General features: G+C 55.6%; 28 protein-coding genes and 1 tRNA gene. 12 read left to right on the top strand and 17 right to left on the bottom strand.

The window, feature by feature from the left end; all coding sequences use genetic code 11:
* Window positions 1-5: 5 nt before the first annotated feature.
* The 6 genes from pstC (at window position 6) to AC2FFA_RS02630 (ending at window position 5,993) form a co-directional block, all read left to right on the top strand.
* Window positions 6-1,478 (top strand): phosphate ABC transporter permease subunit PstC, encoded by a 1,473-nt coding sequence (gene pstC / locus AC2FFA_RS02655; RefSeq protein ID WP_496849762.1) that lies wholly within the window; start codon window positions 6-8, stop codon window positions 1,476-1,478.
* The gene (pstA, locus tag AC2FFA_RS02650; protein WP_496849760.1) at window positions 1,475-2,806 is read left to right on the top strand and encodes a phosphate ABC transporter permease PstA; all 1,332 of its coding nucleotides are present in this window, start codon (window positions 1,475-1,477) and stop codon (window positions 2,804-2,806) included. The genes pstC and pstA overlap by 4 nt, the downstream gene beginning before the upstream one ends.
* Before the next feature lie 11 nt (window positions 2,807-2,817).
* Complete coding sequence (gene pstB, locus AC2FFA_RS02645) at window positions 2,818-3,615, top strand: phosphate ABC transporter ATP-binding protein PstB (RefSeq protein WP_117868959.1); 798 nt, start codon at window positions 2,818-2,820, stop codon at window positions 3,613-3,615.
* A gap of 16 nt (window positions 3,616-3,631) precedes the next feature.
* Entirely contained in the window at window positions 3,632-4,333 is a 702-nt protein-coding gene (gene phoU, locus AC2FFA_RS02640; protein WP_117868960.1) for a phosphate signaling complex protein PhoU, read from the top strand.
* Between the two features lie 12 nt (window positions 4,334-4,345).
* The gene (phoB, locus tag AC2FFA_RS02635; protein WP_117868961.1) at window positions 4,346-5,035 is read left to right on the top strand and encodes a phosphate regulon transcriptional regulator PhoB; all 690 of its coding nucleotides are present in this window, start codon (window positions 4,346-4,348) and stop codon (window positions 5,033-5,035) included.
* A 190-nt stretch (window positions 5,036-5,225) separates the two neighbouring features.
* Window positions 5,226-5,993, top strand: a complete 768-nt coding sequence (locus AC2FFA_RS02630) for an SDR family oxidoreductase (RefSeq protein WP_496849757.1) — start codon at window positions 5,226-5,228, stop codon at window positions 5,991-5,993.
* Here AC2FFA_RS02630 and AC2FFA_RS02625 read toward each other — a convergent pair.
* Window positions 5,990-6,859 (bottom strand): acyl-CoA thioesterase, encoded by an 870-nt coding sequence (locus tag AC2FFA_RS02625; RefSeq protein WP_496849755.1) that lies wholly within the window; start codon window positions 6,857-6,859, stop codon window positions 5,990-5,992. The two genes, AC2FFA_RS02630 and AC2FFA_RS02625, sit on opposite strands and share 4 nt — an antisense overlap.
* Window positions 6,860-6,910: 51 nt before the next feature.
* The gene (locus AC2FFA_RS02620) at window positions 6,911-8,125 is read right to left on the bottom strand and encodes a serine hydrolase domain-containing protein (protein WP_496849753.1); all 1,215 of its coding nucleotides are present in this window, start codon (window positions 8,123-8,125) and stop codon (window positions 6,911-6,913) included.
* Between the two features lie 217 nt (window positions 8,126-8,342).
* Here AC2FFA_RS02620 and AC2FFA_RS02615 point away from each other — a divergent pair, with 217 nt between their 5' ends.
* Window positions 8,343-8,972 carry a 2-hydroxychromene-2-carboxylate isomerase gene (locus tag AC2FFA_RS02615; RefSeq protein ID WP_496849751.1) on the top strand — a complete coding sequence of 210 codons (630 nt, stop codon included), beginning with the start codon at window positions 8,343-8,345 and terminating at the stop codon, window positions 8,970-8,972.
* 28 nt (window positions 8,973-9,000) lie between these two features.
* Here the strand turns inward: AC2FFA_RS02615 and AC2FFA_RS02610 are convergent, their stop codons facing one another.
* Window positions 9,001-9,819 (bottom strand): SDR family oxidoreductase, encoded by an 819-nt coding sequence (locus AC2FFA_RS02610; RefSeq protein WP_496849750.1) that lies wholly within the window; start codon window positions 9,817-9,819, stop codon window positions 9,001-9,003.
* A gap of 459 nt (window positions 9,820-10,278) precedes the next feature.
* On the opposite strand from AC2FFA_RS02610, the gene aroQ reads away from it, so the two are divergent.
* Together aroQ and AC2FFA_RS02600 are read left to right on the top strand one after the other, a co-directional pair.
* On the top strand, window positions 10,279-10,728 hold the full coding sequence (gene aroQ / locus AC2FFA_RS02605) for a type II 3-dehydroquinate dehydratase (RefSeq protein ID WP_496849748.1): 450 nt from the start codon (window positions 10,279-10,281) through the stop codon (window positions 10,726-10,728).
* Window positions 10,725-11,480, top strand: coding sequence for an autoinducer binding domain-containing protein (locus tag AC2FFA_RS02600; RefSeq protein WP_117868967.1), 756 nt, complete (start codon window positions 10,725-10,727; stop codon window positions 11,478-11,480). The genes aroQ and AC2FFA_RS02600 overlap by 4 nt, the downstream gene beginning before the upstream one ends.
* Before the next feature lie 368 nt (window positions 11,481-11,848).
* Here the strand turns inward: AC2FFA_RS02600 and tsf are convergent, their stop codons facing one another.
* The 5 genes from tsf to AC2FFA_RS02575 all read right to left on the bottom strand — a co-directional run bounded on the left by tsf (window position 11,849) and on the right by AC2FFA_RS02575 (window position 15,654).
* A complete protein-coding gene (tsf, locus tag AC2FFA_RS02595) occupies window positions 11,849-12,724 on the bottom strand; it encodes a translation elongation factor Ts (RefSeq protein ID WP_496849746.1) in 876 nt (291 codons plus the stop codon).
* A gap of 76 nt (window positions 12,725-12,800) precedes the next feature.
* On the bottom strand, window positions 12,801-13,601 hold the full coding sequence (rpsB, locus tag AC2FFA_RS02590) for a 30S ribosomal protein S2 (RefSeq protein WP_117868969.1): 801 nt from the start codon (window positions 13,599-13,601) through the stop codon (window positions 12,801-12,803).
* A 165-nt stretch (window positions 13,602-13,766) separates the two neighbouring features.
* A complete protein-coding gene (olsA, locus tag AC2FFA_RS02585; protein ID WP_496849743.1) occupies window positions 13,767-14,621 on the bottom strand; it encodes a lyso-ornithine lipid O-acyltransferase in 855 nt (284 codons plus the stop codon).
* Entirely contained in the window at window positions 14,608-15,363 is a 756-nt protein-coding gene (gene olsB, locus AC2FFA_RS02580) for an L-ornithine N(alpha)-acyltransferase (RefSeq protein ID WP_496849741.1), read from the bottom strand. Before olsB ends, olsA begins: the two co-directional genes overlap by 14 nt.
* Window positions 15,364-15,471: 108 nt before the next feature.
* A complete protein-coding gene (locus AC2FFA_RS02575; protein ID WP_117868972.1) occupies window positions 15,472-15,654 on the bottom strand; it encodes a DUF3553 domain-containing protein in 183 nt (60 codons plus the stop codon).
* Window positions 15,655-15,697: 43 nt separating this feature from the next.
* On the opposite strand from AC2FFA_RS02575, the gene AC2FFA_RS02570 reads away from it, so the two are divergent.
* Window positions 15,698-16,294 carry a histidine phosphotransferase family protein gene (locus AC2FFA_RS02570; protein WP_496849739.1) on the top strand — a complete coding sequence of 199 codons (597 nt, stop codon included), beginning with the start codon at window positions 15,698-15,700 and terminating at the stop codon, window positions 16,292-16,294.
* Here the strand turns inward: AC2FFA_RS02570 and AC2FFA_RS02565 are convergent.
* From AC2FFA_RS02565 to AC2FFA_RS02525, 9 genes are all read right to left on the bottom strand, one after another.
* The gene (locus AC2FFA_RS02565; RefSeq protein ID WP_496673261.1) at window positions 16,291-17,553 is read right to left on the bottom strand and encodes a glutamate-5-semialdehyde dehydrogenase; all 1,263 of its coding nucleotides are present in this window, start codon (window positions 17,551-17,553) and stop codon (window positions 16,291-16,293) included. The genes AC2FFA_RS02570 and AC2FFA_RS02565 overlap by 4 nt on opposite strands.
* 33 nt (window positions 17,554-17,586) lie before the next feature.
* Window positions 17,587-18,693, bottom strand: a complete 1,107-nt coding sequence (gene proB / locus AC2FFA_RS02560; protein WP_117868975.1) for a glutamate 5-kinase — start codon at window positions 18,691-18,693, stop codon at window positions 17,587-17,589.
* The gene (gene obgE, locus AC2FFA_RS02555) at window positions 18,681-19,715 is read right to left on the bottom strand and encodes a GTPase ObgE (protein WP_496849737.1); all 1,035 of its coding nucleotides are present in this window, start codon (window positions 19,713-19,715) and stop codon (window positions 18,681-18,683) included. Before obgE ends, proB begins: the two co-directional genes overlap by 13 nt.
* 37 nt (window positions 19,716-19,752) lie before the next feature.
* The gene (locus AC2FFA_RS02550; protein WP_496849735.1) at window positions 19,753-20,289 is read right to left on the bottom strand and encodes a GNAT family N-acetyltransferase; all 537 of its coding nucleotides are present in this window, start codon (window positions 20,287-20,289) and stop codon (window positions 19,753-19,755) included.
* Window positions 20,286-20,894: a LysE family translocator gene (locus AC2FFA_RS02545; RefSeq protein WP_496673254.1), complete on the bottom strand. Its 609-nt coding sequence runs from the start codon at window positions 20,892-20,894 to the stop codon at window positions 20,286-20,288. The genes AC2FFA_RS02550 and AC2FFA_RS02545 overlap by 4 nt, the downstream gene beginning before the upstream one ends.
* A gap of 95 nt (window positions 20,895-20,989) precedes the next feature.
* Entirely contained in the window at window positions 20,990-21,259 is a 270-nt protein-coding gene (gene rpmA, locus AC2FFA_RS02540) for a 50S ribosomal protein L27 (protein ID WP_039535512.1), read from the bottom strand.
* 11 nt (window positions 21,260-21,270) lie between these two features.
* On the bottom strand, window positions 21,271-21,879 hold the full coding sequence (locus tag AC2FFA_RS02535) for a 50S ribosomal protein L21 (RefSeq protein WP_496849733.1): 609 nt from the start codon (window positions 21,877-21,879) through the stop codon (window positions 21,271-21,273).
* A gap of 211 nt (window positions 21,880-22,090) precedes the next feature.
* Window positions 22,091-22,891: a DUF2059 domain-containing protein gene (locus tag AC2FFA_RS02530; protein ID WP_496849731.1), complete on the bottom strand. Its 801-nt coding sequence runs from the start codon at window positions 22,889-22,891 to the stop codon at window positions 22,091-22,093.
* A complete protein-coding gene (locus AC2FFA_RS02525) occupies window positions 22,891-23,733 on the bottom strand; it encodes a DUF2059 domain-containing protein (RefSeq protein WP_496849730.1) in 843 nt (280 codons plus the stop codon). Before AC2FFA_RS02525 ends, AC2FFA_RS02530 begins: the two co-directional genes overlap by 1 nt.
* A 123-nt stretch (window positions 23,734-23,856) precedes the next feature.
* Here AC2FFA_RS02525 and AC2FFA_RS02520 point away from each other — a divergent pair.
* Window positions 23,857-23,946, top strand: a tRNA-Ser gene (locus tag AC2FFA_RS02520).
* A 250-nt stretch (window positions 23,947-24,196) separates the two neighbouring features.
* On the top strand, window positions 24,197-24,754 hold the full coding sequence (locus tag AC2FFA_RS02515; RefSeq protein WP_117868982.1) for a hypothetical protein: 558 nt from the start codon (window positions 24,197-24,199) through the stop codon (window positions 24,752-24,754).
* Window positions 24,755-24,859 lie beyond the last annotated feature (105 nt).

Raw genomic sequence — 24,859 nt, 5'->3', positions numbered from 1 at the left:
GTGTCATGCCGATACTTTGGCTTATTCTGATCGTGTCTGCGATCGCAGCTGTCGGCTATATACTTGGACGCATACGCGCATTGCAGAACGCAGGTGGTGACAGTCGGAACCTGCATTCCCTGCCCACCTTTTATGGCGCGAACGTTGCGCTGAAGACTCTTGTCCCTGCTGTCGCTCTCATGATTGTCTGGCTGTTGGCACAGCCTTTCTTTGTTAACTCGCAGGTGTCAGGCATGATACCGGAAACAGTGATCAAGGAAGGCTCTTCGCGCAGTCTGGTCATGGCGGAAGTACGCCGCACAGCCGCCGGGCTGGACAGCGCGGTCGCACAAGGCAACCTGACCGAGACTGTCGCCAGCGATGCCCATGCAGATGTCACGGAGATTACCCGGAAACTGAAGGAAGCAGGCCAGGTGGTGACGTCGGACATCACCCAGCCGGTATTGCGCGCAGCTCAGGGCTATCGGGCCATGAGCTCGACCGGCTATGTAATCATGTCCGTCGCTGTCCTCACGGTTGCTTTGATCGGCGCCGTAATGGGCTGGTTGCAAACCAACGCTGACTTTCGTGCGCGCAACGTTGTTGAACAGGGCGTTAAAGCCCTTCTTCTGGCCGCCGCGTCGGTAGCCATTCTGACAACAGTGGGCATTGTCCTGTCCCTGGTTTTCAACACCTGGGAATTCTTCAAGCTCTACCCCGCATCAGATTTCTTTTTCGGCATGACCTGGGCACCCAGCTTTTCGGGCCGCGGAGGGTTGTCCGAACTCGGCATAATACCGTTGCTTTGGGGGACGCTTTACATCTCTGTCGTGGCGCTGCTGGTTGCGGTGCCGATAGGATTGTTCGCCGCGATCTACCTCAGCGAATACGCCTCGTCCCGTTTGCGGTCTTTTGCCAAACCATTGCTTGAGGTTTTGGCCGGTATTCCGACCATTGTTTACGGTCTCTTCGCGCTGTTGACCGTCGGTCCACTTCTGCTGGACGTTTTCGGTGACAATGGCCTGGGGTGGATGAAAGCCGGCACCGCCGTGATGACAGCCGGTCTGGTGATGGGGATCATGTTGATCCCGTTTGTCTCTTCGCTGTCTGACGACATTATCAATGCGGTCCCGCAGGCGATGCGCGACGGCTCATACGGTCTTGGTGCCACGCAATCGGAAACCATCCGTCAGGTCGTTCTGCCCGCCGCGTTGCCGGGTATCGTCGGCGCGATCCTTCTGGCTGCATCGCGCGCCATCGGCGAGACCATGATCGTGGTTCTCGGGGCAGGGGCCGCGGCCCGCCTCAGCCTGAACCCGTTCGAAGCCATGACAACCGTGACAGCCAAGATCGTCAGTCAGTTGACCGGCGACGCTGACTTTGCCTCCCCCGAGGCGCTGGTCGCCTTCGCGCTTGGCATGACACTATTCATTCTTACTTTGGGGCTTAACGTTTTTGCCCTGTATATCGTGCGTAAGTACCGGGAGCAGTACGAATGACCGACACCAGCATGCAAAGCCCGCAATCCGGTCGACATACGATCTCGCTCACGGCTACTGACGCGCACACGAAGAAACGGGCCAGAGCCGAAAAACGTTTTCGCGCATATGGCATCGCTGCAATTGCAACTGGCCTGTTCTTTCTGGTTGTCTTGTTTGCTTCAATCCTGTCGCAGGGGATCCCGGCCTTCCAACGCACGGTCGTCAGTGTGGATTTCACGCTGACTGAGCCGCAGAGGGACGAGGTCGAAGGGACCTTGTTCAAGACAAAGGCCTATTCCAACCTGTTCATCGCTCAGTTGAACAGTGAACTTGCTGAACGCGGAATCAGCGTTGATTTTGATGAGGCCGCGATCGAGCGTCTTTTGGGTAAAGTCGGCGGGACAATCCGGACCTTCTATTCCGAAAACCCAGATAAGCTCGGCGAGCCGGTCAGTTTCGATCTGGCGGCATCCAGCCGGGTGGACGGGTATTTCAAAGGTCGTGTGTCCCGTGACACCATGCAGGACAGCCGGTTTCTGCAAAAAAGCGACCTGGATCTGGTCGATGCGCTGGAAGAGGCAGGCATCATCAAGCAGGCATTCAACTGGCCATTCATTACTGGTGCCGACGCAGGCGTGGACAACCCCGGCGGTGCAGGCATTGGTGTCTCGGTTGTTGGATCGTTCTTCATGATGCTGGTGGTACTTTGCCTGTCACTGCCGATTGGCGTTGCTGCTTCGATTTACCTCGAAGAGTTTGCGCCGCAGAACAAGTTCACTGACCTGATCGAGGTGAATATCTCGAACCTGGCAGCGGTTCCGTCAATTGTCTTCGGTATTCTGGGCCTGGCCGTGTTCATCCAATTCATGCACCTGCCACAATCGGCACCGCTTGTCGGCGGTCTGGTTCTGACCCTGATGACACTGCCAACAATCATCATCTCGACCCGTGCGTCTTTGAAAGCGGTTCCTCCTTCGATCCGCGATGCGGCATTGGGGGTAGGGGCCTCAAAAATGCAGGCGGTGTTCCATCACGTGCTGCCATTGGCTGCCCCGGGCATTTTGACAGGTACAATTATCGGTCTTGCACAAGCCTTGGGAGAGACAGCGCCGCTCCTGCTGATCGGCATGGTTGGATTTGTCGCGCGAGGTTATCCTGACGGCTTCCTCGCGGGCTTTACCGAGCCGAACTCAGCTATGCCCGCCCAGATCTATACATGGGCCGCACGCGCTGACGCCGGCTTTTACGAGAAGGCGTGGGGTGGGATCATCATCCTTTTGATGTTCCTGCTGACCATGAATATCATCGCAATCATCTTGCGCCGCCGCTTTGAACGCCGCTGGTAATAGAGGCTGAAATGAACGACATGACACGAGTGGAGAGATCCGTGGACTCCAAAGACATCAAGATAGACGCCAAGAATGTTCAGGTCTTCTACGGTGAGACCCATGCCATTAAGGACGTGAGCGTTGAGATCGAAGACAAAACCGTCACGGCCTTCATCGGTCCTTCCGGCTGCGGCAAGTCCACCTTCCTGCGCTGCCTGAACCGGATGAACGACACCATAGATATCTGCCGGGTTGAGGGCGATATCCTGCTGGATGGCGAGGACATCTATGACAAGCGTGTCGACCCAGTACAGTTGCGCGCCAAGGTCGGAATGGTGTTCCAAAAGCCCAACCCGTTCCCCAAGTCGATCTATGACAACGTCGCTTATGGCCCGCGCATTCACGGCATGGCCAGAAATAAGGCGGAACTGGATGAAATTGTAGAAAAATCCTTGCGCCGTGGTGCAATTTGGGATGAGGTCAAGGATCGTCTGGATGCACCTGGAACGGGTCTGTCCGGAGGCCAGCAGCAGCGTTTGTGCATTGCCCGTGCGGTTGCCACCGAACCCGAAGTTCTGTTGATGGACGAGCCGTGCTCGGCCCTTGACCCGATTGCAACCGCACAGGTCGAGGAACTGATCGACGAATTGCGCTCGCGGTATTCGGTGGTGATCGTCACCCACTCGATGCAGCAGGCTGCGCGTGTCAGTCAGAAAACGGCCTTCTTCCACTTGGGAAATCTGGTTGAATTCGGCGAAACCGGACAGATCTTTACCAATCCGGTCGATCCGCGCACGGAAAGCTACATTACCGGCCGTATTGGCTAAGCACAGGTATCTGACAATGAGCGAACAACATATTGCATCTGCATTTGACCGCGATCTTGAAGCGATCCAGGCGCATATCATGAAGATGGGCGGGCTAGTCGAGGCCGCCATCATAAACGCGGCGCGCTCGCTTGAAACACGCGACGAAGAATTGGCGCAAGAAGTGCGCAAGGGCGACAAAGCCATCGACGCGCTTGAAGAGCTTATTAACGAAGAAACCGCCAGGTTGATTGCGTTGCGTGCACCCACGGCCGGTGACTTGCGACTGATCCTGTCGGTTCTGAAAGTGTCCGGCAACCTTGAGCGCATTGGCGACTATGCCAAGAATATCGCCAAACGAACCACCGTTCTGGTCAATGCGGGCGAGATCACTGGAAGCGCCGCCGCTCTGCGCCGTATGGCCCGCGAGGTCGAACGGATGCTGCGTGATGCGCTTGATGCCTATATTCAGCGCGATGCAGAACTGGCCACAGATGTCATCAACCGCGATGAAGAGGTCGACCAGATGTATAACGGCCTGTTTCGCGAATTTCTGACTTTCATGGCCGAGGACCCGCGCAATATCTCGGCCTGCATGCATCTGCATTTCATCGCCAAGAACATTGAACGTATGGGCGATCATGTAACCTCGATTGCCGAACAGGTTGTGTATCTGGTCACTGGCGACCGCCCGACCGAGGCTCGGCCCAAGGCCGACAACACGTCGCAAACCGTTTAGGAGGCGAGTGAGATGTCCGCAGATCAACCTACCGTTCTGGTTGTAGAGGATGAAATGGCTCAGCGTGAAGTTCTGGCCTACAATCTTGAAGCTGAAGGATTTCGGGTCTCCAAGGCCGCCAACGGTGATGAGGCCATGCTGTTGGTTGACGAAGACAGTCCGGACATCATCGTTCTGGACTGGATGATGCCCAATCTGAGTGGCATAGAGGTCTGTCGTCGTCTGAAAAGCCGCCCGGATACACGTTCAATCCCGATTATCATGCTGTCGGCCCGGTCCGAGGAAGTGGACAAGGTTCGCGGTCTTGAAACCGGGGCGGATGATTACGTGGTCAAGCCGTACTCAGTGGTCGAGTTGATGGCACGCGTTCGCACGCAATTGCGCCGCGTCCGTCCGACGACTGTTGGTTTGCGCCTCGAGTTCGATGACATCGTTCTTGATTCCGAAACACACAAAGTCAGCCGGGACAACAAACCCCTGAAGCTCGGGCCGACCGAATTCCGGCTTCTCAGCACATTTATGGAAAAGCCGGGCAGGGTCTGGAGCCGCGAGCAATTGCTGGACCGGGTTTGGGGCCGCGACATCTATGTCGATACCCGAACCGTCGATGTGCATATCGGGCGTTTGCGTAAAGCTCTGACGCAATATGGTGGGAATGACCCAGTGCGAACCGTTCGTGGCGCAGGATACGCGTTGGGGTAGCTACTTGGTGTGGGCTTATAACGTGCAAACCATTTGAATTTTAACAGGAGTCGTATTTAATTTGTGAATCCACCATGCTTCAGCAGAAAGACGTATAATCGGTATTATGGTTAAAATTGTCGACTTGTAACTTGTCTGCAAAGTGAACACTCTGGCCAGACCACGCAAGTTACTTGTTTTGGAACGTGCTATGCAGCTCAGAAATAAAACTGTCGTTGTTACCGGCGCCGCTGATGGTATTGGCAAGGGTTTGGCGGAACGCTTTGCACAAGAAGGTGCGCGTGTCATCTGCTCGGATATAGACAAAGCCGGAGCGCATGCGGTCGCAAACAAAATTGATGGCGTTGCATTCACTTGTGACGTTTCCAGCGAAGATCAGATCAGGACGTTGATCGATTTCACCGAAAACACTGTTGGCCCAATTGATCTGTTCTGCGCAAATGCCGGTATCCTGACTCTTGGCGGTCTGGATGTTCCGGACGATCAATGGGAAAAGATTTGGAAAATCAACGTGATGTCGCACGTGTGGACCGCGCGACATCTGGTGCCTCGCATGATCGGTCGCGGCGGCGGTTATATTTTGACAACGGCGTCTGCAGCGGGATTGCTGAACCAACCAGGTGCAGCGCCATACGGTGTCACGAAACATGCAGCGGTCGGATTTGCTGAGTGGCTGTCGCTGACATATGGCGCCAAAGGTCTGCGGGTTTCGGTTCTTTGTCCTCAGGCGGTTCGGTCGAAGATGACTGAGGGACACGAGGTTTCAGTAGCATCGATCGACGGAATGCTGGAGCCCGAAGACGTCGCGGAAGCCTGCGTTCAAGCCATCCGATCCGAACGGTTTCTGGTTCTTCCACATCCGCAGGTTCTGGATTATTTGCGACTCAAAGCGGCTGATTACGACCGCTGGCTGGGCGGAATGTGTAAATTGAATCAAAAATTTACGCCGGATATTTAACGTTTTCCCTGAGCCTTCCGCATAAGACCTTCCTGAGCCACCGACGCGACAAGGGTTCCGTCTCCCGAGTAGATCGACCCACGATTGAAGCTGCGTCCCTGCCCCGTCCATGGGGAATCCATCACATACAGATGCCAGTTCTGAAATTTCACGGGTGCATGAAACCACAGAGCGTGATCCAGGCTGGCGCCGTTGAACTCTCCGGAAAACCAGCTCAGCCCGTGAGGTCGCAAACCCGACGACATGAGGTTCATATCTGACGCATAGGCCAAAAGAAGATGTTGAGTTTTCGCGTCCGCAGACGCGGCAGCCGCCATGCGAAACCAAGTTTTGTTGTGGTCGTCCGACACTTCGGGGTTGAACGGATCCAGATGATCCACCTCCCGGACTTCGATCGGGCGTTCACGCAGAAGTTCACTGCGAAATCCTTCAGGCACGCGATCAACATATGCTTGTCGAAGCTCGGAGCGGGATGGGTATGTCTGGGGTGGATTCACAGTTGGCATCGGATGCTGATGCTCCCAACCTTCATCCTGAACGTGAAAGGATGCCGACATGTTCAGGATCTGTTTGCCATTCTGAATTGCGACGACGCGGCGGGTAGTGAACGAACCTCCGTCACGTGCTCTATCCACCTGATAAATAACGGGCTTATCCGGGTCTCCGGGTCGGATGAAATAGGCGTGCAGGGAATGGCACAACCGGTCATCTACGGTTCTGTATGCAGCGGCCAAGGCCTGCGCAATGACCTGACCGCCGAAAATCCGGGTTGGTGTTTCTCCACCCGATCCCGTGCCGCGGAAAAGATCGACCTCAAGCCGTTCAATATCCAGAAGATCCAGTAAGATGCGTTCCGCTTCGGTCATTGTTTGCTCTCAGGCTGATTACTCGAGACCCGGGTATCAGCCCGAGCAAGATCATTCAATCATGGCGGCGTGCACCAATGCCTTGAGTTCAGCACGGGATGGATAGGAACTGGACGGCGACAACTGAGTAAAGAACACAGCCGTCAGGTCGTTCTCCAGGTCGTTCCAGAAATAGGTCGAGGCCATGCCACCCCAACTGAAATCACCAACTGATCCGGGCACACGCACCCGACCCGGATTCAGAACAATCGATCCGGCAAGGCCAAATCCCATGCCTTCCATGGGTTGTTCCGCAAAGCTCTTTGGACCCATCGAGGCGATATCACCCGGCAAGTGGTTACGCATCATGAAGTCCACTGTTTTTGGACCAAGCAATTGATGGCCATTTCCGGCCCCTCGATTACGTAGCATCTCGACGAATTTGGCATAGTCGTCGATTGTGGACACCAACCCACCGCCACCTGAAAAGGTCGTCGCGTTCTCGAATGGCGAGCCCTCGTGAGAATCGATCAATCGTAGTGTATCGCTTCCTTGGTCGAGCGAGTTCAACGCCATCGCGTCGCCGACCAGCGGCGTGTAAAGGGATGCGAGCCGGTCCCCTGCCCCGGCTGGTACTGAAAACCCGGTTTCGCCCATCCCGAGGGGAGCCAAAATTTCCTGCCGGAAGAATTGATCCAAAGCCTGTCCCGAGACGACCTCGACAACGCGTCCAATCACGTCGGTTCCGACAGAGTATTCCCACTGTGTTCCGGGCTGGAATGCCAATGGTAACTCTGCCAGTTCACATACGAGATCTCTCAGAGGCCCTTGATCTGGTTTGAAGATTAGCCCCTTTTCATCCATCGCGTCCGGTAGAATTCCGGGATTGAACGGATAGCTGAGACCACTGGTGTGGGTGAGTAACTGATGTAGAGTTGGGGGTGCTGCGTCTTCGGTTTGATCCAGCTTTTCTGCGCCGGGCACCAGAGCCTGTATCTGTTTAAACTCGGGAAGGAAATCGGACAGAGGCGCGTCGAGGTGAAACAGTCCACGTTCCGCCAACATCATCAAAGCAACAGAAGTGACGGGTTTGGTCATCGAGTAAATGCGCGCCAGCGTGTCGCGTTGGAACGGCAGATTGTCCTCAACACTGCGTAGACCGCTCGAGTGGAAAAAAACCTCTTCTCCCTTGTGCTTTAGCAAAAAGGACGAGCCTGCATATTTACGCTGCTCTACATAGTTGTCCATCCAGGTGCAAAGCCGGCTAAGCCGCGTTTGATCGAACATGACTTGTTTTCGAAGCATTTTTTTGAGTTCCGCCAGTTGTTGACCAATATCGTGCATGCGTGGGACCTGAAACAACAGCAGATCCCGGGCTGAATTGAACGGTTAAATAAGCAGAGCCAAGAGGCACGTCTTTCATCCAAGTGATACAGTGAAACCGATACAGATTCGCTTGTAAATTTTTGGATGGGGTCATGCCGGACCGGCCTGGAGGGACATCATGACGCAAAACATAGATTTCGTTTACGATTTTTGCAGCCCAAATGCCTTTCTGGCCCACAAGATGCTGCCAGAGCTGGCGGCGCGGCATAGTGCCAAGATCAATTATACCCCAGTCCTTCTGCCTGTTGTTTTCAAAGCCACGCACAACCAGAGCCCATTTCAGGCGTTTTCTGAGAACCGTCAGAAAACCGCTTATCTTACCCATGACCTGCATAGGTTCGCGCGACGTCGCGGGCTGAGCTTCCATATGAGCCCGCATTTTCCGATAAATACAAAATTCGCGATGCGTGGCGCCCATTTCGCCAGAGGAAAATCATGGGAAAACAGATATATACGCGCCGTTTTTGATGCGATATGGGTGCATGGACAAAAAGCTGACGAGTTGGCCGTTCTCGTCGATATTCTGCAAGAAAACGAACTGCCGGTTCGCAAGCTGCGCGAAGCCATGACGAGTCCTGAAATCAAACAGAACTTGAAGGATCAGACCAAAGCGTTTGTTCGTCGGGGCGTTTTTGGTGTTCCCAGCCTATTTTACGGATCCGAAATGTTCTTTGGCAAAAACAGCTTGCCGAACCTGGAAATTGAGCTGTCGAAAAACAAGAAGAGAAGTAAAACCAATGCGTTGTGAAAGGTCTTGGTTTCAAACGCAGCCTCCCTCAAAAGGCGTCAGCGAAGATATTGCCTGACGTTACAACGTTGATCCCACCTGAAACCGGGATAACCGAACCGGTGACATAACTGCCGCCGCGCCCGCATAAAAACAGCATACACCCCGCTATATCTTCATCACAGCCAACACGCCCAAGAGGCACTGACTTACCGACCTTTTCGCGCTTGTCCTTGTCCGCTGTCGCAAAGGCTGTCATCCGCGAAACGAACGGTCCCGGAGCCAGCGCATTGACCGTCACGTGGTAAGGCGACAATTCCTTGGCCAGGATTTTGGTTAGATGCAGAACAGCGGCCTTCGAGGCTGAATAGCTATAGGCGCCATCCCCCATGGGAACCTCTCCCATCACAGAGCCGACGTTTACAACTCTCGCCGGATCGTCTGCGGTGCCAGACTCCATCAACATCGGCAGTAGCCTCTGGGTTAGTTCGAATACTCCGGCCACGTTGACCGACATCACCTTTTCCCAGGCGTCATGCGGAAATTGCCCCAAGGGAGCACCCCAGGTCACACCGGAGTTATTCATCAGAATATCAAGAGTTTCAGTGCGTTTCTGAATGTCCGAAACCAGTTTGGCGATGCTGGCCTCGCTGCCGATGTCTCCGGCAAATCCTTCGGCACTTCCGGGTGCTTCCAGCGCATTCAACTCGGCGGCGGCCGCGATACATGCGTCCCCGTTTCGGGAGGTAATCAAAACACGTGCACCGGCCCTGACCAATGCTTCAGCGGCCATTCGCCCGATACCCGTGGCGCCGCCAGTTACCAATGCGGTTTTGCCGGGCAACGAGAAAAGGGTATCCGGTGTCATTGTCATGCTCCTCAATCAAGTCTGGTTTTGTCTGCATTCTGACCCGGTTCGAAGGCCTGTTGCCGATACGGCAATCTACCGTTCACTGCATTGGCACGAACCCGGGTTGCACAAAAAATTTTACACAACAATCTACAGTCTCATCGGAGACGGTTTGCAAGTATTACTCAGCGTCGCGCAGGGTCGCCCGAAAATCCTGGAATGACCCTCTTTGCCGAACCTGAAATCGATCAAAGAGAACCTGAAAACCTGTTTTCCCGCCAATGGAAGACCAAGAGAAAAAGCATGGCCCACGTTCACAGGGATACACGCTGTTTTCGGGTGGGATGTTTGAACTCAGTTTTTTCGACCATCACGAGTTCTGTTTTCTGAGCAACTGACCGGATGCAATCCGGCAGTGTCAGGTAGACAACCCGGCCTTTTCGTGTCTATGAACCATAGTATGGGGATAGTGAAAACATGCATAACGTCTTGGTATTGAATGGCCCAAACCTCAATCTGCTTGGTACACGGCAGCCCGAGGTTTACGGCGACACAACATTGCACATGATCGAGGACCGCTGCGTTCAGCATGGGGTGTCGATAGGGCTGGATGTAACGCATCTGCAATCCAATCACGAAGGTGTGCTACTTGACGCTATTCATGCGGCCCGTGGTGTGCAAAGCGGCTTGATACTGAACGCAGGGGCGTTCACGCATACGTCGATTGCCCTCATGGATGCCATTGCATCAGTAGAGTTACCGGTTGTCGAAGTGCATCTCTCCAACATTCATGCCCGAGAAGCCTTCCGGCACAGGTCCTATGTAGCCTCTGTTGCATTGGGTCAGATCTGTGGTTTCGGTGCCCAAAGCTATATTCTGGCGCTGGACGCGCTCGCAGCTCATCTGAAAGCAGGCAACTCGACATGAAGCTCAAGGAATATCTTCAGTTTGTCAGCTACGCTAAGACCCTGGAAGACCTGTGGGATGCGCATTGCCGCCAGATGGGTGAATTCGGATTTTCCCGCCTGATCTATGGCCATACGCAATACAGGACGGAGACGTCTCTGGGAGATCCCGAAGATTTCGTAATTCTGACAAACCACAAACGGGCCTATGTTGACGGTTTCATCAAGGATGGGCTTTATTTTCATGCCCCGATGTTGAAGTGGGCGTTGGACAATGAAGGCGCTGCCAGCTGGAAAATGCTACAGGACATGAACTCGGGCGGAACGATGACCGCGAAGGAGCGCGAAGTTTTCGATTTCAACAAGTCCATGGGTGTGGTTTCTGGCTATACCGTCAGCTTCAATTCAGTTTCCATGCGTTCGAAGGGAGCGATTTCTCTGGCTGCTGCCAATGGGCTAAGCCAGGAAGACGTGGATGCGGTCTGGGAAGAACACGGCGACGACATTCTACTTATGAACAATGTCGCCCACCTGAAAATACTGACATTGCCGTTCCATCCGCCAAACCGAGCACTGACCAAGCGACAACGCGAAGCATTGCAATGGGTCGGAGATGGGAAAACCACTCAGGATATCGCGCTGTTGATGGGACTGACATCTGCAACTGTAGAAAAGCATCTGCGACTCGCGCGAGAGGCTCTCTCGGTCGAAACGACGGCGCAGGCGGTTCTCAAGGCGTCTCTGCACAATCAGATGTTCATTATGGAAGTATAACCGCAATATTTTGACGCTATCCCGCGTCAGTTTACCTTAGGTAAGGAAATCACTACTTTTCAAATCAAACCTAAAAGTTGCAGAGTGAGAGTGTTCCGTGAGTGGTGGCTTTAGCCAGGGAACATTGGGTCGGATCTTTGCAATAACAAAGCTCTCCGATCACTCTGACAAGGGGGCGCCTATTTGTCCGCGTGCCGGTGTCGGAAATTTTGGGGGGCCTCGACCATCCCCATCATGCGGGGCCCTCCAATTCTTCTATAGATCGCTGAAGTATTCTGTTTGCCAATAGCAAAAGAAAAAGGGTCACGCCATGCGTAACCCTTTAATTTTATTGGAAAATGCCGCTTTCGACACTTTCCCTGTGCCACTTAGCCTTGAGCAGCCTTGGCGACCTCGGCTGCGAAGTCTTCTTTCTCAACCACGATACCTTCGCCAACTTCCAGGCGGATAAAGCCGGTGATGGTCGCGCCGGCTTCCTTGGCCGCTGCTTCGACGGTCAGGTCAGGGTTCACGACAAACTGCTGGTTCAGCAGAGTCGATTCCGCGACGAATTTCTTCATACGGCCTTCGATCATCTTTTCGATCACCTGCTCCGGCTTGCCGGATTCGCGGGCGATGTCCATCTGGACCTGCTTTTCTTTCTCGACAACTGCCGGGTCCATGTCCGCTTCGGACAGGGCCGCCGGGTTCACGGCTGCGATGTGCATTGCAACCTGTTTGCCGATTGCTTCGTCGCCACCGGTCAAAGCAACCAGAACGCCGATTTTTCCCATGCCGTTGGTGGCCGCATTGTGGACGTAGGACACAATGGTGTCGCCCGACAGTTTGGCCATGCGGCGCACCGACATGTTCTCGCCAATCGTGGCGATCTTGTCGGTCAGGGTGTCTGCAACGGTTTTGCCGCCCAGATCAGCTGCCAGCAGCTCTTCTACGTTGTCTACGCCTTCAGCCGCGTAAGCAATCTTGCCGACCATTTCCTGGAATTCCGCGTTTTTCGCGACAAAGTCGGTTTCCGAGTTCACTTCGACAGCAACACCGTTGCCATCGTTGACGTGCACTGCAACCAGACCCTCTGCTGCGGTACGGCCGGATTTCTTGGCCGCTTTGGCCAGACCCTTGGTACGCAGCCAATCAACGGCTTCGTCCATGTTTCCGCCGGTTTCGGTCAGCGCCTTTTTTGCGTCCATCATGCCTGCGCCGGTCGAGTCGCGCAGTTCTTTAACCATTGCTGCTGTGATTGCCATCTCTTGGCTCTCCTCAATTCAAACGGAATTGGGGCAGGTCTACCCTGCCCCATATGTCATTTACGTGACGGGCAGCTTACGCTTCGGCTTTCGCTTCCGGAGCGGCTTCTTCTGCGGGTGCTTCTTCCACAACGGCTTCCTCAACCGGCGCTTCTTCGAATGCACCCAGGTCAACACCTGCTGCGCCCATCTGAGCGGTCATACCGTCCAGAGCCGCGCGTGCGGCCAAATCGCAGTACAGAGAGATTGCGCGGGCCGCGTCGTCGTTACCGGGGATGATGTAGTCGACACCGTCGGGTGAGCAGTTGGTGTCGACAACAGCCACAACCGGGATACCCAGTTTGTTGGCTTCGGCGATGGCCAGTGCTTCTTTCTTGACGTCGATGACGAACAGCAGATCAGGAACGCCGCCCATCTCACGGATACCGCCCAGCGATGCCTGCAGTTTGCCTTGGTCACGTTCCATGCCCAGACGCTCTTTCTTGGTCAGGCCTTCGGCGCCCGATTCCATTGCTTCGTCGATCTGGTTCAGACGGTTGATCGACTGGGAAACGGTTTTCCAGTTGGTCAACGTACCACCCAGCCAACGGTGGTTCATGTAGTACTGAGCCGACTTTTCTGCGGCCTCTGCAATCGGCTGAGCTGCCTGACGCTTGGTACCAACGAACAGAACGCGGCCACCTTTTGCAACGGTGTCACGAACGGCCTGCAGAGCTTGGTCCAGCATTGGAACAGTCTGGGTCAGGTCCATGATGTGGATACCATTGCGTGAGCCGTAGATGAACGGGCCCATGCGGGGATTCCAACGCTGTGTCTGGTGACCAAAGTGAACGCCAGCTTCCAGCAGCTGACGCATGGTGAACTCGGGAAGAGCCATGCTATTTTCCTTTTCCGGTTTACGCCTCGGCGGGGGTGAAAGAAGCGGATGCTCCAACCGGCGGGCCAGATAGGGATGTCTCCCCTACAAAGCCCAAACCCCGCCTGCGGGTTTGAATGGCGCGCGTATACGGCAGGTTTGGACGCAGTGCAAGGGTCAATGCCCTTATTTTTCAAGCCGCGCCAATGCATGAGCGTGGCGCACCGCCGCTTCGCAATGGGCCGCCAGTTCCTTGCGGTTGGCGAAGTCCCTGACCCGGGCCGGCGAATGATAGATCAGTTCAACGGATCCTTGTCTGCGCGCACCCAAAGTCTTGAGCAGGTGCGGCGCGAAATCCATATCGCCCCACCAGCCATAGAAACGGTCAGGCTGACCTTTCGGTGCGTGGAACACCACCGAAGCCGGTTGAACATACATGAAATCACGCAATTCTTCTGAAAAGAACGCGGCAAAGAGTGTTGTTTTAAAGGGTAAAACACGCAATCCGTCGGTCGAGGTGCCCTCGGGGAAGAACAACAATTTATGTCCGGCCTTGAGTCGTTCTTCGAAGATCGCCGTCTGCTCGCGCGCCTTTTTGCGATCCCGCTCGATGAATAAGGTCCCGGTGGCCCGTGCCAACCATCCGATACCCGGCCAGTTTGCAACTTCTGCCTTGGACACGAAGTAGACTCTCTTGCGGGCGTTCAAGGCAAAGATATCCAGCCAGGATGTGTGGTTGGCGACAACTGCACCGTGCTCCTTCATCAACGCGCCCGAGCAGTGAAATCCAATTCCAAGGATGCGAAGCGCGTTTCGGCACACGAACTGGCTGATAAAAGGTGTAACGGGGCGGTGAACGCCAAAAAACGGCAACTCGATCAGTCGAATGGCCAACAGAACAAGCAGACCGCCGAACACAAGGATGGCCAAAGGCAATCCCCTCAGTATAACGAGTATCCAACCGACAAAACCCAGTTCGATTGGGTCCGGCGCTTCCTCACTGTTCCAAAGCGGATCATTCACCGATTCAAGCTCCGCCATAGATGCGCTTCTGCCGCTCGTTCATACGGGTCGTATCTAGGATCAGGCACACATCGGTGGTGTTGAAGTCGTGATCGATGAACGCCCCCTCGCCGACGAAACCGCCGAGCCTCAGATAGGCTTTGATCAGGGCTGGAACCTGCACCATGGCGCTGCGACGATCCAATGCGTCCGGTGCGACAAGATCCATGGTCTGAAACACGCTCGGCTGAGCCCTCACCCGCAGGTCTGGCGGCGCCAGATGATTGTGATGCAGCATGGACAATGGCTGGGCCAGTTCCTGCACATCCGTGCCATGAAAACTGGCGACACCGAACAGGATTTCGATCTCACGCTCGGACACATACCGAGAGAGACCATTCCAGAGATGATACATCGCCGTACCGCCACGGTAGTCCCTGTGCAGGCACGACCGGCCCAGTTCCAAGAGCTTGCGGCCACTTTGCTTGAGAACGGTCAGATCGTATTCGTCTTCGGAATAAAACTGACCCAATTTTGCCGCACGATCGCCCGGCAACAGCCTGTAAACGCCTACGACTTCCCCTGTCGCATCATCAAGGGCCAGCAAGTGATCGAAGTAAGGATCAAACCGGTCACGTTCCAACCCAGTCACATGATCGATCAGCTCGCCTCCGCCGCCGAGTTCACGCACGAACACGTCATAGCGTAACCGCTGCGCGGCGTGCAGTTCGTCTTGAGTTTCCGCCAATTTGATCGTGAACGAGGGGCCAGCGTCCGGCATGTCTGACTTATCGATCCTATGTTGTCATCGCGGCTGATACCCCAGTTCTTCAGGGGAAGGCAACAAGTGGGCATCTGGCCTTTTCTGTTAACTCTTCTTAAACCAGTTTCACGGATCAAAGACCGGCATCAGGGCGATGCGCGTTCCGTCGATTACCACTTTCCCCTGCTCGCGAAAGTTCACGGTGATCTTGCCTGCGACGTTGGACTGAACCTGTCCGACACCCCATTCGGGGAAATCCGGGTGGCGAACAAACATGCCCGGTGCAAGAATAGCATTCATGTCTGTCATTTGGGGCTTCCGGTTCCTGCGGCAGATACCGCAGGAGGTACGCATGGGCAACACGAACGTCAACCTGGCTGAATTGATCGGCTCCCGAATCTGCCACGATCTGATCAGCCCGATCGGTGCCATCACCAACGGGCTGGAACTGTTGGACATGGTTGGCGCGATGCAGGGCCCCGAGATGGAGCTGATCTCGGGCAGCGTCGGCAGCGCTGGTGCGCGCATCCGTTTTTTCAGGGTTGCCTTTGGATCAGCAGGAGAACAACCGCTGGGGCGAGCCGAAGTGACTGAACTGCTCAAGGATATGGAACGCACCGGACGGGTGCGGGTCATTTGGAATCTGAAGGAACCCGTGCCGCGAAATCAGGTCAAACTGGCCTTTTTGGGAATCATGTGCTGCGAAAGCGCCATGCCACTGGGCGGAACGGTCGAATTCAAAACCCAAGATGAAAAATGGACGATCACCGGGACCGCAGACAAACTGAATGTGGATGCTGAACTGTGGAAACACGTTGCAACCGGTCGGTTCCCCAACAAGATTACACCTGCGCAGGTCCAGTTCGCTCTGCTGCCCGAAACGGCAAATGCAATGGGTCGGCGCGTTTCAGTCGAAACCGCAGCGACCCGTGTTTTGCTGCGCTTTTAGTCCCGGGTCGTTCCGTTCCCGCGCACCAGGTATTTGAAACTGGTCAACTGGGCGGCCCCCACCGGGCCGCGGGCATGCATTTTGCCCGTGGCGATTCCGATCTCGGCGCCCATCCCGAATTCACCACCATCGGCGAACTGAGTCGAAGCGTTGTGCATCAGGATCGCGCTATCGAGGCGCTCAAAAAAACGGGCCGCAGCAGCGCCGTCCTCGGTCATGATACAATCGGTATGGTTTGATCCGTATCGCTGGATATGCGCAATGGCTGCGTCGATATCAGCGACAGGCTTGGCCGCGATAACACTGTCCAGAAATTCTTTTCCCCAATCCTCAGCCGTTGCGGAAACTGTACCCTCAACCGCAAGTATGTCGTCGGCGTGAACCTCAACCCCAGCATTCACGAGCGCGGCGATCACGTCACGCCCCAGCGTTTCGGCGATGTCCTGATGGATCAGCAAGCATTCGGCAGCGCCGCAGATGCCGGTGCGACGGGTTTTGGCGTTCAGCACCACGTCCAACGTTTTCTGCGGATCAGCCGCCTTGTCGACATAGATGTGCACGATACCTTCAAGATGCGCAAAGACAGGCACACGAGCCTCACGCTGCACAAGGCCCACCAACCCCTTGCCACCGCGCGGAACGATGACGTCGACATAGTCGGTCAGGGTCAGCAACTCCTGCACCGCCACGCGGTCACGTGTCGGCACCAGCTGAATCGCATCTTCCGGCAGATCGGCGGCCTTCAGCCCTTCTACCAAGCAGGCATGAATCGCGGTCGAAGAATGAAAGCTCTCGGAGCCGCCCCGCAGGATGACAGCATTTCCGGATTTCAGACACAACGCGCCTGCGTCAGCGGTTACATTCGGGCGGCTTTCGTAGATCACGCCGATCACACCCAGCGGGGTGCGCACGCGCTGGATATTCAATCCTGTCGGGCGGTCCCATTCGGCCAGCACTTCGCCCACCGGATCGGTCTGATCAGCCACCGCCCGCAAACCATCGACCATGCCCTGAACACGCGTCTCATCCAGCATAAGGCGATCCATCATCGCCGGGCTCAGGCCCTTCTCACGGCCAAACTCCAGATCCTTCTGGTTGGCTTCGATGATCTGCCCGCGATTGGCCCAAACCGCGTCGGCTGCCGCAATCAGAGCGGCATGCTTTCGTTCGGCGCTGGCAAAAGCCAGTTCACGTGATGCCGCCTTGGCACGTTTCCCAAGATCGGCCATCAGAGCTGGAATGCTGTCAAAGTCTTTCATGTCGCGTGCCTCTCAGGTCGTCTTTTTCGATGGTTACAGGGCCAGATCATCCCGGTGGATCAGGGCAGCGCGGCCGGGGTAGCCCAGCGTGGCCTCGATCTCGGAAGACTTACGCCCCTTGATCGCGCCCGCCTCCTGCGCGGTATAACGGCTGATACCCTGCCCCAGTCGGCGCGCTTTTGGGTCAAGGATCGAAACGGGGTCGCCGCGCCCGAAATCACCAGTCACTTCGACAATACCCGCGGGCAGCAAGCTTTTGCCATTGGCCAGCGCGTTGGCAGCCCCTTCATCGACAGTGATCTCACCACGCGGTTTCATGGCTGAAATCCAACGCTTGCGCGCTGCATGCGGGTCCAACGTTGCGGTGAACCACGTACAGCTTGAACCATTCTCTAGCCTTTTCAGAGGGTTCAAGATCGACCCTTCAGTGATTGCCATCGCACAACCACCCGCGGTGGCCATTTGGGCAGCCAGCAGTTTTGTCTTCATTCCGCCCTTTGACAAACCAGAACCCGCATCACCCGCCATGGCTTCGATTTCGGGCGTGATCCGGTCTATGGTTTCGAACCGGGTAGCTGAAGCATCTTCATTCGGGTTGCCGGAATAGAAGCCATCCACATCTGACAGAAGGATCAGCTGATCCGCGCCGACCGTTACCGCGATTTGCGCGGCCAGACGGTCATTGTCACCATACCGGATCTCATCCGTTGCCACTGTATCATTTTCATTGACGATGGGCACGACTCCAAGGCCAAGCAATGTTTCCAGAGTCGCGCGCGAGTTCAGGTATCTGCGGCGATTCTCGCTGTCCTCCAGCGTCACCAAAACCTGCGCCGTGGTGATTCCATGTGGTGCTAACGCTTCTTCATAGGCGCGTGCCAGACGAATTTGTCCAACGGCAGCGGCAGCCTGCGATTTTTCCAAAGGTAAAGCCGCTGCGGGCAGACCCAGAACACCGCGCCCTAGCGCGATCGACCCCGACGAGACCAGAATAACATCCGTCCCTTGCCGTTTGAGCCAGTCCACGTCCTGCGCCAGCGTATGCAGCCAATCGGAACGAAGCAAACCTGTATCCCGATCGACCAGCAGAGCAGAGCCGATTTTGACGACCAGGCGACGCGCTGAGGTCAGGGCTGCCAAGGCTGCGCCTCCTCAGCGGGTTTCTGGCGAACACGATTGTCATCAATCTGGCCGCGCAACGCGCGCAGAACCTCGGTTACACCTTGATGAGCAACGCCGGACATCGTCATCACGGGGCCACCAACGGCCTCTTCCAGTTCGGCTTTGGCCAGATCACGTTCTTCATCATCCAGCGCATCAACCTTGTTCAGGACGGTGATCCGGGGTTTCTCGCCCAGTTCACCACCATAGGCTTCAAGCTCGTGGATAATCGTGCGGTAATCATCGGCAACCGTTTCCGACGTTCCATCGACAAGATGCAGAAGCACAGCACAGCGCTCAACATGACCAAGGAAGCGATCTCCGATCCCGCGTCCTTCATGGGCGCCTTCGATCAGGCCAGGGATGTCGGCCACGACGATTTCCGCATTGTCGACGCCCACCACTCCCAGATTAGGGTGTAGCGTGGTAAACGGGTAATCCGCAATCTTGGGCCGCGCGTTGGACGTAGCTGCAAGAAAGGTCGATTTTCCCGCGTTTGGCATACCCAGCAAGCCCACATCGGCGATCAGCTTGAGACGCAGCCAAATCGTACGATCAATGCCTGCCTGCCCCGGATTTGCACGGCGGGGCGCCTGATTGGTGGCGGATTTGAAGTGCAGGTTGCCGAAACCGCCATTGCCGCCCTTGGCCAGCAGAACGCGCTGGCCCACTTCGGTCAGATCGCAGATGACCGTTTCCTCGTCTTCGTCCAGAATCTCGGTGCCGACAGGCACGCGCAAGACAATGTCATCACCGTCCTTGCCGGTACGTTGCTGCCCCCTGCCCGGCTGGCCGTTCTTGGCGAAGAAATGCTGTTGATAGCGGAAGTCGATCAGGGTGTTCAGCCCGTCCACAACTTCGACCCAGACGGAACCGCCCTTACCACCGTCCCCCCCATCAGGGCCGCCGTATTCGATGTACTTTTCGCGCCGAAAGCTGACGCAGCCGCCACCTCCGGCCCCGGACCGGATGTAGACCTTTGCAAGATCGAGAAATTTCATGTGTGTCCCCTACTGCAAAGGCCCCATCGGCCACAAGTCAGAGTTTTTTACTGTACGTCCAGGTGGGCACATTCGCATCACGCGCCACCGAATAGCTTTCTGCATCGCCAAGATACTTGAACCCGCAATGGGTCAGAACCCGGGCAGAGGCCGGATTGTCCTGGAACACGCTGGCAAACATGGTCGCGTTCTCCAGCGGGTTGGCATTCACCAGCGCTTCGACGGCCATAGAGGCAATGCCGGTATTCCAATAGATCGGCGCAACCCAATAGCCGACTTCTGACTGATTCCGATCCAGCCGTTTCAGCGTGATCAGACCAATCAGCTCCGGGCCACCATCCTTGGTGGCATCCATGACCCAGACATCCTCGTCCCGGTCTTCAGCCATTGAGCGCGTGACAAAAGCTTCGGTCGAGCCTGGGGCCAAGGGATGTGCAATACTGGTTGTCATGCGTGCCACACGCTCATCACCGGCATAATGCTCGATCAGCCCCATATCCGACCGACGCAGAGGGCGCAGATCGAACCGCTCGGTTTCTATGACCGGCTGATTTATTATTGCTTCAAGTTTCATGGGTGTGTTCCTCCTCCGAACAACACGAAAAGTACGGACGCAACCGTAAGACCCGCCAACGTCCACATCAGATATTTTTCAACTGGCCGTCCTTCAACCGCGTGGGCAATTCTATCGCCCGCAAAAGTCCAGATCGGATGAAGAACCACCTGACAAAACAACAAACAAAGAGCGATCGTAATCGTCGCTTCAAAACTGGGCGTGCCCGCGGCCACAAACCCGGTGAAACCGGCAATGATCATGGCCCAGGCTTTGGGATTGAGCGGATGAACAATCAATCCCGCCAGAAAGCCGGGGGCCCTCCCCTCGGACTGTTGTCGCGACAACCGCGTGTTGGCAATTTTCCACGCCAACCACATGATATAGGCCGCTGACGCGTATTTAAGTACCGTAAACACCTCAGGTGCCTGATCCGCGAGATGCAGTAACCCAAAACCAATCGGCCAAATGATCAACTGCTTCCCCAGAATTACCCCCCCGACAAAAGGTAATGCTGCCCGAAAGCCATAGCGCGCACCCGTTCCCAACAGGACCATGTTGGCCGGTCCCGGCGTGCCGACCTGGCTGGCGGCAAAAATCAGGAAACTGGTGGTTGCGACTGTCATCTGTTTGATTGATCACGACTGCGTTAGAACGAAAAAGGGACCGGCACTTTGTGCCGGTCCCCCATGAATTTTTCTTAAACCTTCTGGGTTTCGGCTTACTCTGCGGCCTCCGCCACTGGCAGGACCGAAATGAAGGTGCGGTTTTTAAGTCCTTTATGGAACTTAACGGCGCCATCGGTGGTTGCAAAGATGGTGTGATCCTTGCCCATACCTACGCCTTCGCCCGGCCAGAACTTGGTGCCGCGCTGACGCACGATGATGTTACCTGCGATAGCGGCCTGGCCACCATACAGTTTTACGCCAAGGCGACGACCAGCTGAGTCGCGACCGTTACGGGAGGAACCGCCAGCTTTTTTATGTGCCATTCTCTCTCTCCTTAGCCTTTGGCCAGTTCTTTGGCCTGCTCAACCCATTCGGGCTTCACTTTGACCGTTTCGATAGCAGCAATCTGCTCGTCCGACAAGGCGGCCAGAGCGGCAAAGCTTTCGATACCGGCCTCGTTCAGCTTCTTGGCAGCGGCTGGGCCGACGCCAGTCAGCGCGGTCAGATCGTCCGCAGCAGCAGAGGGTGCATCGGCTTTGGCTTCAGCTTTCTTTGCAGGCTTTGCCGCCGGAGCAGAGTCGCCTGCCGGAGCCGATCCGGTTGCAGCCTTGATGCCCGACTTGTCAGCGCCCGACGCAAGAATGTCGGTGATCTTGACCAGAGTCAGTTTCTGACGGTGGCCAACGGTACGCTTCGAGCTGTGCTTACGACGGCGCTTGACGAACTTGATGACCTTGTCACCTTTGACCTGTTCGATCACTTCGGCCTGTACGCCTGCGCCTTCAACGAAAGGTGCGCCAAAAACCGGAGCGTCACCGCCCAGCATCAGAACATCGTTGAATTGAACTTTTTCACCTGCGTCGGCAGCCAACTTTTCAACGCGGAGCATATCGCCCGCCTGAACCTTGTACTGCTTGCCGCCAGTCTTGAGGACCGCAAACATGCGTCTTTCCTTTTCATAACCGCGTTCTGTGGTCCCCTGAACCGGGTGTTGCTGGCCTAAGCCACCTCGAACAGCGAGCCCTTTTCGGGCTGTGTGACTGACCCTGTGAGTATGTCAAATGGGTCAAATAATAACGATACCCGGCGCGGAAAACCGGCCGGGATGCGCGCTTATCCATAGAACGTCGGAAAAAGTCAACACCAAAGCGATGTCAAAGATCAGACGCTCTGAGCGTCTGGGCAACCGCCCGCCCCATCCGGAACGAGATGTCGTTGAACATGCGGTCAAAACCGTCGAACAACGCCTCATTCAGGGCGCGACCCGTTTCGGTTCTGGAAAACGCGATATTCTCGCGCATCTGGGTCTCGTCCAAAGGCCGGTAGGCCATCAGCAGAAAAGAATACAGCCACGCCTCGGTTTCGGCGGCACGGCTCTTTTTCTGAGAAAGAAGCTCGGCCAGCAATTCCTGATCGTCGCCTTGCGCGTCAACATCGAGACCCTGAAAGAAGCTGTAGTCTGAACTCAGAGCCCCCTGAACGTTCTTGTCGATAAGGTCATTTGCCTGAATGTACTCATCGACCAACTCAAAGCGAGTCGTGTTTCGTTTGACGGAATCGTATGCTTCACGGGCCATGTCCTCTATGGCTTGGTCTGACATCGCCTGCCGGGCCGAGTTTTCCAGCGCCACAATCGTCTGACCGAGATCGCTTTCGAAAAACAAGATCGCCTGATCAAGCTGCGCATCAGACAAACCTGCTTCAAACGCATCCGTCAGTTGTTTTTGCATCCAATCCGGATCGTAAATGTCCCTGACCTGCGCTTCAAAGAACGCGCCGCCAGTCTTGTCCAAAAACGTTTCGTCAAGTTCCTCGCGGTGCACCTGCCCTTCCTGTACGAGAATTTCCATCACATGCGACAGGTGCATGGCCTGCGCCAGCCGGTCAACTTTTTGATCGGCCTGCAAGGGAACACCCCATAGAACAACTGCAATCGCCAAAAAAACGCGGCGCATCAAATATCCTGTGCAGGATGCAATTCGGCCATTCGGGCCGCAAGAACTTCGAACCGCATGGCCATGATTTCGTACTGGATTGCGTTCAGCAATTCATACACTTCCTGCATCAAGGGTTGTTCCAATGCTTCGACATAGGTAACGACATCCGCATCAGAAAAATCCTGATAGGTGTAAGCTGCCCCTGCAAGGCTGGACAGTTGGAGAGACTGGCGCATGCCGGATTCGTTCCGCTTCATCAGCGCACGCAATTCATCCGCATCCAGTTGCAGCTCGATGACACCTGATGCGCTGGCTGCCAGAAGGAAACGCACCTGAATCTCTTGCAGGGCCCGCACCGCGGTGCCGGTCGAATCGATGGCATTGTTCATGCGCTTGAAACTTTCGACCCGTTCCGATCCGTCCTTGATCAGGTCCGAGATGATCATTTGCCCTTCCAACTGTTTGGCTTCATCGTCCTCAAGCATATGCGAGGCGTTTTCGGCCTCTACCAGGCGCTGCCCCAGGTCGGATGCATAAAAGTCAACCGCATGCGTCAGGGCTTCATCACTCAGAGTTTGTTCCAGGATGGAAACTGCGGTCTCGTGCATGGCGCCGACCTCAAAGACTTCGTCTGCCAGACGGGCCCAGTCCGAGCCAAATCCCTCAGGGTCTATCCCCAGCATCTGAGGGGCGGACCTCGAGCTCAGCGCGATGCTTTCCAACGCTACGTCAAACCCGGTTGTCGTCAGAAAAGCCTCAATCCGGTCCCGGTTGGCAGCGGAAAGTTCCAATGGGATAAGTACAAGCGCAAAAAGCGGGGCCAGAAACCAAAAGGCAAAGCGGCGTACAAACTGTGTCATACTTATCAGACTAGGCGTTTTATGCCTGCTGGCAACGGAAAAACCCGGGTTTCGTAAATTCCCGAATTTTCTGCTTGCACCCCTGCCCGTTCCTCACTAAATCCCCCCCTCACAGACCCCCGCGGAGAGGTGCCGGAGTGGTCGAACGGGGCGGTCTCGAAAACCGTTGTGGGTGCAAGCCCACCCAGGGTTCGAATCCCTGTCTCTCCGCCACACTGCCAATGCTGGCTTTTAGGTCAACCAGAGACTTCCCAAGGATTTACTTCTGCTGCTGCCATTCCCCGCGGATCGCTGCCCAATCCGGTCGCGGTGCCTTTGTGCAGGCATATTCTTGCCGCGTTTCGTCGGGCAATGAGCGTAGCCCGGCTTATACTCTATTCTGCTGAGAATTATTGGGAATTCCCCTTTGTTCCTGAGTTATTTTTAGCGCATCCCGGCGACACATTTTCCAAAGGAGACACACATGTCGCGTACTCTCATTCTTGCCATCGTCATCGCCGCAATTGGTGCTGGCGGGTATTTTTACCTGAAACAACCCGAACCCACACCCGCTGAACGCTTGGAAACCGCGGCAGAAGAAGCCGCCGAAGCGGTGACAGACGCGGCTTCCTCTGCTCAGGACGCTGCCTCTGACGCAGTCGATGCAGCGACCGAGAAAGCCGCTGAAGCAGCATCGTCATTGACGGACCAAGCAACTGAAGCGGCCTCTTCGGTGGCGGATCAGGCAAGCGAAGCGGCGTCATCCGTAGCGGATCAGGCCTCTGATGCCGCCCAGGAGGCTGGCGATCAGGTGGCAGCATTGGCCGGTCAGGGTCAGGAGTTGCTGAATTCATGGGTTCAGGAAGGCAAGCTGGACCCCACAAATTTCGATTATGAAGGCATTATGACATCCCTTCAGGAAAGCACTCTGGCCACTGATCTGAAGGATCAGGCGATCAAGATTGTAAATGATATCAAGGACTCACCTGAAACAATTATTCAGAAGATTCAGGAACTGACCAACTTGTTGACCCAACAGTAAAGTGATTGAGGCCGATCCACGGGTCGGCCTTTCCCAAGGGCGCATCTGCGCTGCCCCTACGTTATGGCGTCGTCGAATTGACGTCCTTCGCGGCTTTTGATTGGC

Source organism: Ruegeria sp. YTSB088 (assembly GCF_059609825.1).
Note: the sequence above shows the minus strand (reverse complement) of the source record. Positions and strands in the feature narration are given on the sequence as shown.